The 12,596-nt window shown below is 49.7% G+C and carries 12 protein-coding genes and 1 tRNA gene; 5 read left to right on the top strand and 8 right to left on the bottom strand.

The annotated features are described in order from the left end of the window. Positions 1 to 118: 118 nt before the first annotated feature. The 5 genes from BSZ32_RS04940 to BSZ32_RS04920 form a co-directional block, all read right to left on the bottom strand. Positions 119 to 949, bottom strand: coding sequence for a phosphate ABC transporter substrate-binding protein (locus BSZ32_RS04940; RefSeq protein ID WP_105042404.1), 831 nt, complete (start codon positions 947 to 949; stop codon positions 119 to 121). Positions 950 to 1,081: 132 nt separating this feature from the next. Further along, a complete protein-coding gene (locus tag BSZ32_RS04935) occupies positions 1,082 to 2,287 on the bottom strand; it encodes a sensor histidine kinase (protein ID WP_165788652.1) in 1,206 nt (401 codons plus the stop codon). 13 nt (positions 2,288 to 2,300) lie between these two features. Further along, positions 2,301 to 2,990 (bottom strand): response regulator, encoded by a 690-nt coding sequence (locus tag BSZ32_RS04930; RefSeq protein ID WP_105042402.1) that lies wholly within the window; start codon positions 2,988 to 2,990, stop codon positions 2,301 to 2,303. Positions 2,991 to 3,085: 95 nt separating this feature from the next. Then, positions 3,086 to 4,828, bottom strand: coding sequence for a Na/Pi cotransporter family protein (locus BSZ32_RS04925; RefSeq protein WP_105042401.1), 1,743 nt, complete (start codon positions 4,826 to 4,828; stop codon positions 3,086 to 3,088). A gap of 83 nt (positions 4,829 to 4,911) precedes the next feature. Beyond that, positions 4,912 to 5,799: a C1 family peptidase gene (locus BSZ32_RS04920; RefSeq protein ID WP_105042400.1), complete on the bottom strand. Its 888-nt coding sequence runs from the start codon at positions 5,797 to 5,799 to the stop codon at positions 4,912 to 4,914. A gap of 132 nt (positions 5,800 to 5,931) precedes the next feature. On the opposite strand from BSZ32_RS04920, the gene BSZ32_RS04915 reads away from it, so the two are divergent. The 4 genes from BSZ32_RS04915 to ahr all read left to right on the top strand — a co-directional run bounded on the left by BSZ32_RS04915 (position 5,932) and on the right by ahr (position 8,928). After that, positions 5,932 to 7,038: a serine hydrolase domain-containing protein gene (locus BSZ32_RS04915; protein WP_105042399.1), complete on the top strand. Its 1,107-nt coding sequence runs from the start codon at positions 5,932 to 5,934 to the stop codon at positions 7,036 to 7,038. A 71-nt stretch (positions 7,039 to 7,109) separates the two neighbouring features. Continuing rightward, positions 7,110 to 7,185: transfer RNA gene (locus BSZ32_RS04910), tRNA-Ala, on the top strand. A gap of 82 nt (positions 7,186 to 7,267) precedes the next feature. After that, a complete protein-coding gene (gene rsfS, locus BSZ32_RS04905; protein ID WP_240610566.1) occupies positions 7,268 to 7,669 on the top strand; it encodes a ribosome silencing factor in 402 nt (133 codons plus the stop codon). Positions 7,670 to 7,929: 260 nt separating this feature from the next. Beyond that, positions 7,930 to 8,928: an NADPH-dependent aldehyde reductase Ahr gene (gene ahr, locus BSZ32_RS04900; protein ID WP_105042398.1), complete on the top strand. Its 999-nt coding sequence runs from the start codon at positions 7,930 to 7,932 to the stop codon at positions 8,926 to 8,928. Between the two features lie 94 nt (positions 8,929 to 9,022). Here ahr and BSZ32_RS04895 read toward each other — a convergent pair whose 3' ends face one another. Both BSZ32_RS04895 and BSZ32_RS04890 read right to left on the bottom strand, forming a co-directional pair. Further along, positions 9,023 to 10,300 (bottom strand): HD domain-containing protein, encoded by a 1,278-nt coding sequence (locus BSZ32_RS04895; protein ID WP_105042397.1) that lies wholly within the window; start codon positions 10,298 to 10,300, stop codon positions 9,023 to 9,025. 104 nt (positions 10,301 to 10,404) lie between these two features. Next, positions 10,405 to 11,046 (bottom strand): hypothetical protein, encoded by a 642-nt coding sequence (locus BSZ32_RS04890; protein ID WP_105042396.1) that lies wholly within the window; start codon positions 11,044 to 11,046, stop codon positions 10,405 to 10,407. Between the two features lie 121 nt (positions 11,047 to 11,167). Here BSZ32_RS04890 and BSZ32_RS04885 point away from each other — a divergent pair, with 121 nt between their 5' ends. Next, complete coding sequence (locus BSZ32_RS04885) at positions 11,168 to 12,004, top strand: MBL fold metallo-hydrolase (protein ID WP_165788651.1); 837 nt, start codon at positions 11,168 to 11,170, stop codon at positions 12,002 to 12,004. Here the strand turns inward: BSZ32_RS04885 and BSZ32_RS04880 are convergent. Next, positions 11,996 to 12,241, bottom strand: coding sequence for a hypothetical protein (locus tag BSZ32_RS04880; protein ID WP_129589596.1), 246 nt, complete (start codon positions 12,239 to 12,241; stop codon positions 11,996 to 11,998). The two genes, BSZ32_RS04885 and BSZ32_RS04880, sit on opposite strands and share 9 nt — an antisense overlap. Between the last annotated feature and the right edge of the window lie 355 nt (positions 12,242 to 12,596).

Raw genomic sequence — 12,596 nt, 5'->3', positions numbered from 1 at the left:
GTTCATCGAGCTATCAGAGCAAAAAAATGCCGCTAGAGCGAGAGCTCTAGCGGCTGTTATGAATTGGCTTACCCCTTGTTTCTGATTAAGCGAGCCTACTACTGAGTAAGGCTGGCTTTCATGGATGCGTTAGCAACAGGTGTTGGAACGAATCCAATTTTTCGACAATAGCATTCGCGGCGTCATTGCTAGTAGCATACTTGAGGAATGCTGCTACTTCTGATGTTGGCTCGCCTACTGTGTAGTAGTAGAGCTTACGAGCGAGCGGGTATTGGGCAACTTTTGATGGCTTAGCGGATACGCCGTCGACTTTGACTGTTTTGTAGTCATTGCCCTTTGCGTAGGCGAGACCGACGTAGCCGATGCCGTTTAGGTTGTTAGCTACTTCAGTACAAATTGGTTGATTGCCTTCCATCTTCTGGCTGTTTGAAGCGTAGTCTTTCTTGGACATTGCGAGTTTAGCGAAGCTCTTGTAGGTGCCTGATGATGTGTTGCGAGTGTAGAGAGAGATTTCCCCAGCTTTGCCGCCAACTTCTGACCAGTTGGTGATAGAGCCAGTGAAGATGCCTTCAATTTGTGCGAGGCTAAGCTTCTTTACTGGGTTCTTCTCGTTGATAATCACTGCGATCATGTCCCATGCAGCAACGTGTTCGACGAGTTTTTTGCCCGATACGTTGAACTTGTCTACTTCGGACTGCTTGACCTTGCGTGAAGACATACCGATGTCAGCTGTGTCAGCGAGGAGGTTTGAAAATGCGTGGGAGGAACCTTGTGCGAGGATCTCGATGTCTACTCCCTTGTTTGACTTGAGGTAGTCAGCTTTGAGTTGGGGGACGAGTTTTGCGCCGAGTGTGTCAGAACCTTTGATGGTGAGCTTAGCTTGGCCAAATGCTGTGGAGGCGATTGCTGCTCCAGTGGCGACTACAATTGCGATTTCTTTGAGTTTCATTGTTTTATGTTTTGTTGTGAAATACGTCTTCTTGCTTGAGACGTTGTTACTTAACAACATGGCAAATGATTTCTCAAATTTTCTATAGCGACAAAACCGACACACAGAGCGTGAGCCTTGGGGAGTAGCGGCCTAGGCGATAGGGACTGTGATGATGAAGCTGGTTTTTATGCCAGGCTGAGATGTGGCTTCGATGGTGCCATCGTGGGCTTCGACTGCGCGTTTGACGATGGATAGGCCAAGGCCAGTGCCTTTGATGTCGGACTGGCTGTGGTGTTTGTCTACGCGGTAGAAACGTTTGAAAATGAAAGGCAAGTGGGAAGATGGAATGCCTATGCCATTGTCGCTGACGACGATCTGAAGTTTATCGCCAGAGAGTTTTGAGATGCTGAAGGTGAGTTCGAGTTCACGGTTGGGATTTTGCTTAATGGCATTTTCCAGCAAGTTGAACATCACTTGAGTCCAGTAGAACCTGTCACCATTGAGTATAGTTTGTTCGCTTGGAAACTGCAGGATCAGCTTCGTACCTGAGTTGGAGATGATTTGATCGAGGCGTTCTACCACGTCATTGGCGCACTCGGTAATATCGAACGGTTCGCAGTTGAGAGCTGTGTTTTCTCCAGACTCTAACCTTGAAACAACTAACATGTCATCGACTAGTCTAGAGAGGCGATTGCCGTGTTTACGCATGGTGGTGAGCATCCGGCGCGAGATGGCTGGATCTTCTAGAATGTCGTCGTCTACCAGGTTTTCCAGATAGCCATTGATGACGGCAAGTGGGGTGCGCAGCTCATGCGACGCGTTTGCGACGAAGTCGGTGCGGATTTGATCAGCCCTGTGCTCGGTACTGACGTCTCGGAGTACGATGCAGAAGAGTGGTGCTCGGTCGAGGTTGGGGAGAGGTGTGAGTTGAATGATCCAAGCTGTTTCGCCTTCAGAGGGTTTTCCGCCAAGGCTATGGGAGCTAGAGGGGATGACTAGACGTTCTTGCGCAGGCTTCGCTGCTGTAATTAACGATTGGATGAGCTCACTAACAGCGGGGTGGAGGATTACTTCAGGTAAGCTTCTGCCTATGAGATCCTGGTCTCGGAAAGTCTCTCGGGCTCGAGTATTGAAGCGGCTGATCTCGAGCTCTGTGTTGACGATGAAAAAGGCATCGTTGATCGCGTCGAGCGAGACTTGGCTGTCGGTGAGGACTTGCTCCAGTTTGTTGTTGGTATTGTCGCGAAGTTTTCGGGCGATTTTGATTTGCCCTGCCAAATTGGAGCGAAGAGTCTTGAGCCGGTAGGCTAGTACAGCCACGGCAATGATAAGGACGATTGTAAGCGAATCGGGCATCGAATGGAAACTACTATGAAGCAGATGGCTTGTCGACGATACGGTAGCCAATCCCACGCACGGTCTCGAGGTGGGCCGCATATGGTTCTAGTTTTTTACGTAAGCGCTTCATGTGGGTGTCGAGCGTGCGTGAGTGAACCTCGTCGCTGTATCCCCAGACTTCTTTGAGCAGAGTACTGCGGTCCTGTGGCGCATTGACGCGTTCGCAGAGAAAGATCATGAGCTTGAACTCGGTGGCTGTGAGGTCTTCTAACTGGCCATTGAGATAGAAGCTGAGTGTGTTCTTGTCGAACTTGAAGGGACCGAGCTCTAGCACAGCGCCGCTACTTTTGAGGGTAGTGCGTTTGAGGATTGCTTGGGTGCGGAGCACGAGTTCCTTTGGGCTGAAGGGCTTGGTGATGTAGTCGTCAGCTCCCGTTTCTAGGCCGGTGATACGGTCTTCGGTCTGGGCTTTTGCCGTGAGCATGATCACAGGGATGCGACGAGTACGTGGGTCGCGCTTGAGCTGCTTGTTCACATTGATGCCATCCATCCCCGGAAGCATGATGTCGAGGATGATCAGGTCAGGCTCGATACTCAGCGCTTTATTCAGGCCCTCTAAACCATCGTGAGCGAGAATGGTGTCGAATTGATTGCGCTGGAGATTGAAGGAGATTAACTCGGCAATATCTACTTCGTCTTCGATGATTAGAATTCTTTGCATGGTGTGTCGTTCTTAATGTAAAAAGCCGAGACTGCTATGAAGGGCAGCTCGGCTTTTATCGAAGTTATGTTGGTGACAATGATGTCACATGCTTGCTAGCTCACCTCCGCAGAGGTTTGTACCACATGCATCAGATGGTTAGCGATGACATTCAACTGGTTATTGGTGTCGATGTTGAGCATCTCGACCTTTACATTGCCTTCAGCCATGCGGCCCATTGCTGATTTGTTGGAGCTCTTTGTGAGGGACTTGATTTTCTCGCGAATATCTTCAGCTTTCTGAGTCTCAGCTGGGCTGATTTGACCAAGAATGCGTTCTTCACAGAAGGTTAGGAACCCTGAGATGAGCGAGGCAAGTTCACGGATGGTCAACAATTGTTCCTCGCTGAATTGGCGTCCTTTGTTGTATCGGCGCTCAGCGATTTTGATGAGGCGGTAGATAGCATCGGAGCATTCTTCTAGCTCAGCGGTCATGCGCAGGAGCCCAGTGATGCGCTCGGAGAGATGAGGAGAAACTTCTTTTGAGGTGCAACGGACGAGGTACTCGGTGATGTCGTGCATCATGAGATCCGCTTCATCTTCCATCGCCTTCAGGCTTTTGACCTGCTCAGACATGTCGATCTCAGGGTGGTCGAAGACTTCGCTGTAGCCGGCAAACATCTTGGTACAATGCTTACTGAGGTTACTCACCGCCTGCTCTGCCTCCACGATGTTAAGTTCACCGAGGTCGACGAGTGACTGAGAAATGTACTTGATGCGTACTGGTTCAGAATTGGAGTCGTCGTCCTTGTCCTTGACCATTTTTTTAACGATATTGGCAATTTGAGGGACAAACCAAATGAGCACACCTATGTTGATTAGGTTGAAGAGGGTGTGGAAAACGGCGGTTGAAAACGCAATTTTTGAGCCTTCTCCTGCAGTTTTGTATTTAGATTCGATAATGTCCTTGAGGTTTTCAGGCAGGACGTCTGTAAGGTTCCAAGCGAAATTTGTGAAATGCTCAAAGATGACGAGCATCCAGACAACTCCAATGACGTTAAAAAGTAGGTGGGCTCGGGCCGCTCGTTTTGCGGCCACGCTGGCTCCAATGGAGGCAAGCCAGGCTGTCACTGTTGTACCGATGTTCTCCCCGAGTACGATAGCTGCGGAGTTTTTGAAAGCATCCTGACTTTCGCCTAAGTATCCACCAACCGCTAACACAATGGTGATTGCCATAGCTGCAGAGGAACTTTGTACGATAAGTGTGAGTAGGACTCCGGCGAGCATGAATAGAACTGTAGAAAGCATTCCAGTGTCTTGGATCCAGAGGATGATGCTTCTAAAGGTTTCCATCGTCTCTACATCTCCAGCCTTAGCTGCAGCCTTTAGGTCTGGCACAGCATGCTTGAGTTCACCGAGACCGAAAAATAGAAGACCAAAACCAATGAGGACTTCTCCGATAGATTTCCATTTGCCCTTACCTGCAAAAAAGAGCGGGAGGCCACAGCCAATGATTGGTAGTGCCCAAGAGGCTAGACTTACTTTGCCCCCAACAATAGCTACGATCCACGCCGTTACTGTCGTTCCGAGGTTTGCTCCCATGATGACACCGATGGATTCGACCAAGGTGAGTAAGCCTACATTTACAAAGCTAACAACCAGCACAGTAGTGGCTGACGAGGATTGAACTAATCCAGTGGTGAAAAGCCCGGTCAGCATCGCGCTGAAGCGGTTCTTTGTCATCGTGGCCAATGCTGTACGCATGCCGTTTCCAGCGACTTTTTGGATGCCCTCTGACATGACTTTCATACCATAGAGGAAAATGCCTAATGCGCCGAGGATCGTGAGGATAGTGAGCATGTATGTATTGGGTGTGTCTAGGGAGTCACATTTATGACTCCCGTTGGTGTGTAGATTCAGTTAACAACTGTCAAGGTGGAAGGCTAGTCTGAGGCTTTATTTTTCACCAAATAATAAAGCTGGTAGGTTCCACGGCTGAGAGCGTCTGCCGAGACATTAGTCGAGCCTTTGTGAGTCGAACTGCGGATCGTGAACTGATCAGTAGTTGGTTTGTAATGGCTTACTACTAGGCTGTGTCGTGAGTAGGTGGAAGAGAAATATTGCGCATGGCTGCTGAGCTCGGTGAAATTAGTGACATCGACAGCGACCGGACGATGAGTGAGTTGGGAAATAATCAATGACTTAGCTTGTGTACTAGTCTTGGGCTTTAGTTGTCTAAGCTTGTAATTTGCTAGCCATTTTCGTGTCCAGTCACGCGTGTGAGTAGAGTTGGGGAGTGCTAGGGCTTTGTTGATTCCCTTGAGTTGCTCGTGAGACTGTTGGATTTTATGCTGAGCCACGGAGTCTGACCATTGGCGTGCCTTTTTAAGTTGAGAGGCCTCGGTCGCAAGTTGATCGCGTTGGTGACGGAGGCGTTTGACAGCCATCGCGACACCATTGCTAAAAAGAGGGTTGTATGGGAGCTCGCGTTCGCTCGCGATGCCATATTTCTTAGCCAAGGCGAAATCGTGGTCAATGTGACCAGCCTCGTTGTAATCCTTTGGAAGCTTTTTTTGCGTGGAGATTTTGAGCTGGTGAGCAATCATTTGGCTACTAGAGCTAAAGCTTTTTGAATAGTGGCGTAGGAAAAGATCGCGTTCGGAGAGGTTGATAAATTTGCCAGTGGTACGCCAGTATTCGGCCTCAACTAAGGCTACGGTGGCAAATGCGTGGCAAGCGCCGACTAGCCCTTGTTGTTCACTGTGTTTCCAATAGTCCTTGGCGCTCAGTGCGCCTGAGCTGAGGCAGATGTAGAGAATGAGCCAATTCACGGGGCAAAAACTAGATGATAACCAGCTGAGTGTAAATAAAATCTCGTGAGACGAGGGCTAAAAAGGAGTAGCATCTCGGGCACGGGTTATTTTTCAGTTGATTCCTCAGGGCTCTCGGAGTGGGGTGTGGCCATGGATTTGGACGCAGTAGAATTGGCATTCAGCAAAAACTTCGAAGAGTTCGGCGAGCTAGGTGCCTCTGTGTCGATTTGGAAAGAGGGTGTCGAAGTTCTTAATCTGGCTGATGGCTGGTGCGAGCGTGAGAAGGTTCATCCCTGGAACTCAGCCACGATAGTGCCCTTTTATTCAGCGACCAAGGCTCTGGCATCCGCTACTTTATTGATATTGCTAGAGGAAAATGGGTTGTCGCCAGATGACCTAGTGTGTCGGGTGTGGGCTAACTTCCCGAATAGCTCAGCGACATTTGCCGAGCTCCTTAGCCACCAATGTGGGTTAGCCGCGCTAGACCAAAAATCTAGCGTGTTTGAGCACGAGGAAGTGATTGCAGCGATCGAAGCCCAAGAACCCAATTGGGATCTCGGCGACGGCCATGGCTATCACCCCAGAACCTTTGGCTTTTTAGTGGATGAGCCAGTACGGCTTCTCACGGGGAAACGTCTCGGTGAAGTATTCCGCGAGCGGATTGCTGAACCTCTGGGCTTGGAGCTTTGGATTGGCTTGCCTGAATCTGAGTTCGACCGAGTAGCCACACTTTATCCAGGGAAAATGAATAAGAGCGATCTGGCTAGTGGGTTCTATAAAGAATTTAACCAGTCTGGCACGCTCGTGCGTCAGGCATTTAGCTCGCCAAGTGGGCTCCAAGGTGTGCACGAGATGAATACTTCAAAGGCTTGGCAAGCGGGTCTCCCTGCGATGGGTGGTGTTGGTACAGCCCAGGGGCTCGCCAAGTTTTACCAAGTAGCTATCGGAGCGATTCCATTTTTCTCAGATGATGTGTTAAACTGGATGCGCACCCCAGTGGTGACAGGCGATGATCGCATTCTGATGACGCCTACGCGCTTTAGTTGTGGATTCCAGCTCGACCCCCTCGATGAAAATGGCGACAAGATTCGTCATAATTACGGTAAAGGTATGCACGCATTCGGCCATCCTGGAGCTGGTGGTAGTCACGCGTTCGGAGACCCGGACACTGGTATATCTTATGCTTACATTATGAATCAAATGGATCTCTCCGTCTTGCCTGGTGCTAAGAGTATGGGAATTATTGAAACTCTTTAGTAGCTATAAATAAAAAAGGCTTGCAAGGATAAGGAACGGAGGGTAAATCCTCCGCGCACTCGAAGGATTACGGGGCATTAGCTCAATTGGTAGAGCGTCTGCATGGCATGCAGAAGGTCAACGGTTCGATTCCGTTATGCTCCACCATCCATTTAAATGGTGAATGCGATGGGAGGTTTTCCAAATCATTCTGGTAGAAACACTAGATGCTTGGTAAAGAATAGCCCTGATGAGGCTTTTTTTTGCCCTCCGAGTGGTAATCAAACTAGCAGAACAAATGAAAGTAGAAGGTAAAGAACTCGCGATCGCATGTGCGCGTGCAATCGACGAAAATAAGGCTGAGGACATTTGTGTGCTCGACGTCAAAGGACTCTCGTCGATTACAGACTACATGGTAATTTGCTCAGGAAATTCCATGCCGCATCTCAAGGCTCTCATGCGTGACACGGAAGTGATCGTATTAGAAAAGCACGGTGTGAAGCCTTACAGCGGTGAAGGACGCGCTGAGACAAAGTGGGTAGTCCTCGACTACTTCGATGTAATGGTGCACATCATGCACGTCGATTCACGCTCGCTCTACGACCTAGAAAATCTTTGGCCAGATGCCAAGGAAGTAGAGTGGGAAGAGTAAAATTCTTAAAAGATCAATTTTTTAAAAAGCCGTGCTGAGATTCAGCACGGCTTATTTTGTATTAGGTCTGAGAGCGATGAAGCTGTGAATTTCTTTCGGATAGCTTGAGTAGAGGTTTTCCGTTTTCGTACCTCTATAATTTTCGAACCTCTATGATAAAGTGATCCAGCTTGGCTCGGACTGTCTAGGGAATCGGATGTCTAGAATTTTTAAGAACTCTTCTAGCGAAATGTTAGTTTATGGTGTAATGATGGACCACTATGATAAGCGCATTTGCAGCAAACGAACAAGGGGCTGAACTCGAGCCTTTCCAATACGACCCAGGTGCGCTAGGGGAAAATGATGTAGAGATCGATGTGCTCTACTGTGGGATCTGTCATTCGGACCTGAGTATGATTGATAACGAATGGGCGTTTTCTGAGTACCCGCTCGTGCCGGGCCACGAGGTGGTGGGGCGGATTGCCCAAGTCGGTGATGGAGTAGTTGGTTTCGAAGTGGGGCAGGCTGTTGGCCTGGGCTGGCATTCAGCCTATTGTGATCACTGTAATCATTGCGAATCTGGGGATCAGAATCTCTGTGCTGCTTCCACTCCGACTATCGCAAGTCACGGTGGGTTTGCTGACAAAGTACGCGCAGCTGCAAATAGTGTCGTAGCTATCCCGGATGGAGTAGATCTAGCAAAAGCGGGGCCACTCTTCTGTGGCGGAATCACAGTTTTCAACCCGCTTGTTCAATTCGATATAAAGCCGACCTCTAAGGTGGGTGTGATCGGTATTGGCGGATTGGGCAGCATGGCTGTTCAGTTTCTTAATGCCTGGGGGTGTGAGGTGACCGCTTTCACATCGACCGAATCAAAACGCACCGAGGCATTGGAACTAGGAGCGCATCACACACTCAACTCACGCGATGAAGCGGTGCTCGAGGCCGCTGCGGGTCAGTTCGATCTGATCATCTCGACAGTCAATGTGAAGTTAGATTGGAATCTTTATCTAAATACTCTCGCTGCAAAAGGGCGACTCCACTTTGTCGGGGCAACACTAGAGCCGCTGGATATCGGAGCTTTCGGTCTCATCATGTCCCAACGTTCGATCTCTGGCTCACCAGTAGGGAGTCCAGCAACGATTGCTCAGATGTTAGATTTCGCCAAACTGCATAACATAGCTCCAGTAGTAGAAGAGTTCGCTATGGAAGATGTCAATGCCGCCATCAAGCACCTGCGCGACGGTAAGGCGCATTACCGTATTGTGCTAAAGCGCTAGGAGAGTAATTCGAGATTTGTAACTAAAAATGCTCCAGTGACCATAAGTCACTGGAGCATTTTTGTGATTATTTAAGGCAGCGAGCCGGCTTTGGCTAAAAGAGGTCGCCGGTAAATGGCTGCGCCTGAAATTCGTCCTCTAATTCTGGAGCGTCTTCAGGTTCTTTACCTTTCTTTGGAGCCGTTTTCACGGGTTCCTCTTTTAGTTTTGGCTGCGGAGGAGGCTCGGCTAAAGGAGTTTTCGGCTTTGGAGACTTTTTTGGAACTGGCTTGGCCTTTGAAGTTTCGACCACTTGCTCAGTGGCTGTCGCCGTTACCATTGTTGGAGCGGCTGAGCGCGGAGTCTCGGCGTCCTTAGGATAATGGGCGAGGGGGGTGACTAGGTTGGCTGGGAGTGGGAATTGCTTTTGATGAATCCCTGGTGCCAGCTCTGGGGCTACGTTGTACGCTTGCTTGAACATCTCGTACTTGGCGTCGATGTTGTCAATATGATGTAGTACGATAGCCTCTGGGGTGCGTGGCAATGTGGGTGAGCCAAATTCGTATGTGCCGTGGTGGCTGGCGATCAGATGGAGCAAGTGAATGCGGACGTCCGAGCTGAGTGGGAAAAGGTCGTTCCAGACCTTCGGGCTGTCGCCAATCATCTCTGACCAAAGTCGGCTAGCGAGATCGATGCCGAGCGGGATGTGTCCGAGCATTTCGCCTTGCAGGTCGAAAGGTTGGGCAAAGCCAGTTTCTGGATAGGTGTTCTCCCACATTTTTCCGCAATCGTGGAAAAGAATACCAGTGATGAGAAGGTCGGTGTTGAGATCGGTGTAGACCGTGGTGAGCGCCATGGCTGAGCGCATCATTTGCGCAACATGCTCTACTAGACCACCGCGGCGAGCATGGTGATTCTTTCTCGCAGCCGCAGTGCGTTGGAATCTGAGTCCGTAGCGTTCGGTGAAGAGCTGGCAAAGTGCGTGGAGGCGAGGATCAGAAATGTCCTGACAAAGCTGCGTAATGGTCTGCCAGTCTTGTCTTTGCTTGGCGCTGGTCTCTGGGTCGCCAGTGAGGAGGTCAGCGGTTTCACTAGCATTGAGTGGTCTGAAATCCCAGCGTTGGGCGTCGAGACCGTATTGGTTTTGAGTCCAGTCGCCAGCGAGGCGGAGGAATGACTCAGCTGGAAGTTTCTGAGCGGATTTGAACTGAGGCAGGTTTTCCCAGATTTTGAGAGTAAATTGGTCAATCGAATCCGCGAGGACGAGCTCTAAGTAGGGCTTTCCAGACTTCGTCGTCTTGGTGACACAGGACTGGAGTTGGACGTCGACGCTGGCGCTGATAGGTGAGTCGCCGGCGGATTGTTTGAGTTGAGTGATAGTAAGCTGATCCACGCCGTGAGTGTAGTCGTGACCAGTGGTGTTTGGGCAACAAAAAAGCGAGCAGATGCTCGCTTTTTACAGAGTGGGGGGTGGGTTCCTTAAATAGTGGTCCAGGATTAGTTAGGCGGGAGAATGAGCTCGTCGCCAAGTTGGATGTCGATGCTGCCACCCATGAATGATCCCGGAAGTGGGTCCGCGATGCCTTGGTTACGGTCGATCATGCCAATAGTGAGGCGGCCAATGATGCCTGAGTTGCGGCGGATGCCGAGGACGTCGCCAGTATTGACGTTGCCTACGCGTTCGATCTCGATTCCAGCGATTTTTTCGACGTTGTTGTACTCGGTGATCTTAGCCATGACGAGGGCTGACTTTATAAGGTTAGCTCGACGGTCGTTCTTAGCAGGTTGAGCGCCGAGGGCTTCTTCGATGACGGCTGCTGCTTGATCTTCGATTTTGTCACGCTCATCCTTGAGGACGCTGAGATCACTACGAAGGCGCTCGAGTTCAGTGGTATCTGCCTGCTGGACGGCAGCTTGTTGAAGTGGTGACTGGGTGTTAAAGGAATTAGAGAAGCCTTGGTTAGCATTGGTACCTTTGAGCCTGGCTGATTCTAGTTGAGCTATGCGTTTTTCCAAGCGAGCTACTTCGAGGGTATCAGGATCACTGATTTCACGATTATTCATGCTGCTGTAGGAGATAAAAAAACCAGCAACAAGAAGTGCGAAGGTGGAGCCGATGATCACGTTCATGACATTCATGGAGCTAGATGTAGAGTATTTAGCTAGGGACGGAAGGCAAAAGTTCTAGATTCTATTGAATCAAACAATCTGGCTTGAGTGCTGGGCAATTAGGCTTACGATCCGGCTTGTGAGAATGCGGATGGCAGTTTTAGGTAGCGGTAGCGGTGGTAATGCAACAATTCTTGAGTGTGGTAAGACCCGTTTGTTGTTGGATGCAGGACTCAGTGCCAAGCAATTGACTGTACGGATGGAGGATATCGGGGTTGATCCAGATTCCTTGACGGGCGTTTTGCTGACTCACGAACACAGCGACCACGCTCGTGGATTAGATGTGCTGCTACGCAAACGTAAAATCCCCGTCTACGCAAATGCGATGACGAAGGAGGCCCTGCAGTGGGGAATGAAAAGTGATGTGCCTTGGAAAGTCTTCCACACTGGACAAGATTTCCAGCTAGACGAATTGACAGTCCATCCATTCCCAATCCCTCACGATGCCGCGGAGCCAGTTGGGTTTACCGTCCGCGGTGGGACTACAAAATTTGGGCTAGTGACAGATGTGGGCTATGTGACTCAGGCAATGCGGATGCATTTGCGTGAGACTCAAGCATTGTTTGTTGAAGCTAATTACGATGAAGAATTGCTCGAAGCTGATACTAGACGGCCGTGGTCAACCAAGCAACGTATTGCATCGAGACACGGACATTTATCTAACACGCAGGCGGGAGAACTGATTGCTGACGTTGGTTGCGAGCGACTTGCTCATGTGGTGTTAGGTCATCTCAGTGGTGACTGCAATTGCCCAGAAGTGGCCAGCAAAACTGTGAGTGGATTGTTAGCTGACGGCGGACTATCAGAAGTTCAAGTGCTCTGCGCCAATCAACAAGAGCCAACTGACTGGCTAGAGTTTGGCGAGAGCAATCGTGGCGCGATTCTCGAAAAACTCTCAGGCAACCTCAGCCAAGAGGAGTTATTTTAGCTTGAGCGATTTTCTGAGCGGAACCTGTGGTGTCTCAATATTGTCCTCAGAGATAGTAGCTGCTGGCAGAGAGATTCGGTGGAACTGTTGCAGGTGGTCTTGAACGACATTACTACAGGATGCTTGGTCTCCGGTGGAGAAGAACATGCTGTGGCAAAGTGGACAGGAAAAGGCGAAGCCTTCAGAGTCTTTTTCGAGAGTAATATCGATCGGGCCGTATTTTACGTGTACTGACATAGCTGGGGTTTCTGGTTTAGGGTTCAGTGATGTATACGGCATTCTATCATAATAGGTTACAAAATGCTTGTGTTGAATTTATCGGTCATCTTTGAATGCGCTGAAATCGCGGAACGATTCAATGTCGTCAATTGTGTGGCATAATAGGGGGTGTTTTGGTGTGGCACGTCCGACTAAAAAAGAGCTTGGCATTGCGAACGGGCGAGTCATGTTAATTTTCAGTAAACTGGCACATGACTTTTCTGGCGAATCGTTCAGTTTGCTCACTTATTACGATAATTGAGCATTCCAGAGTATTCTTCCTCTATTCAAAATTCCCGCCCCAGCTCAATGCTCTCAATACACCACCGCAAAA

It is taken from the genome of Rubritalea profundi (assembly GCF_002954445.1).
Classification (GTDB): Bacteria; Verrucomicrobiota; Verrucomicrobiia; order Verrucomicrobiales; family Akkermansiaceae; genus Rubritalea; species Rubritalea profundi.
This window is presented reverse-complemented; position numbering and strand designations above follow the sequence as displayed.

What these genes read in the sequence shown, in the direction of transcription:
- BSZ32_RS04935 (WP_165788652.1), bottom strand. Translation starts at nt 2,287, where the DNA reads ATGCCCGATTCGCTTACAATCGTCCTTATCATTGCCGTGGCTGTACTA.
- ahr (WP_105042398.1), top strand. Translation starts at nt 7,930, where the DNA reads ATGATAAGCGCATTTGCAGCAAACGAACAAGGGGCTGAACTCGAGCCT.
- BSZ32_RS04885 (WP_165788651.1), top strand. Translation starts at nt 11,168, where the DNA reads ATGGCAGTTTTAGGTAGCGGTAGCGGTGGTAATGCAACAATTCTTGAG.
- BSZ32_RS04880 (WP_129589596.1), bottom strand. Translation starts at nt 12,241, where the DNA reads ATGTCAGTACACGTAAAATACGGCCCGATCGATATTACTCTCGAAAAA.
- rsfS (WP_240610566.1), top strand. Translation starts at nt 7,268, where the DNA reads ATGAGGCTTTTTTTTGCCCTCCGAGTGGTAATCAAACTAGCAGAACAA.
- BSZ32_RS04940 (WP_105042404.1), bottom strand. Translation starts at nt 949, where the DNA reads ATGAAACTCAAAGAAATCGCAATTGTAGTCGCCACTGGAGCAGCAATC.
- BSZ32_RS04890 (WP_105042396.1), bottom strand. Translation starts at nt 11,046, where the DNA reads ATGAATGTCATGAACGTGATCATCGGCTCCACCTTCGCACTTCTTGTT.
- BSZ32_RS04925 (WP_105042401.1), bottom strand. Translation starts at nt 4,828, where the DNA reads ATGCTCACTATCCTCACGATCCTCGGCGCATTAGGCATTTTCCTCTAT.
- BSZ32_RS04930 (WP_105042402.1), bottom strand. Translation starts at nt 2,990, where the DNA reads ATGCAAAGAATTCTAATCATCGAAGACGAAGTAGATATTGCCGAGTTA.
- BSZ32_RS04915 (WP_105042399.1), top strand. Translation starts at nt 5,932, where the DNA reads ATGGATTTGGACGCAGTAGAATTGGCATTCAGCAAAAACTTCGAAGAG.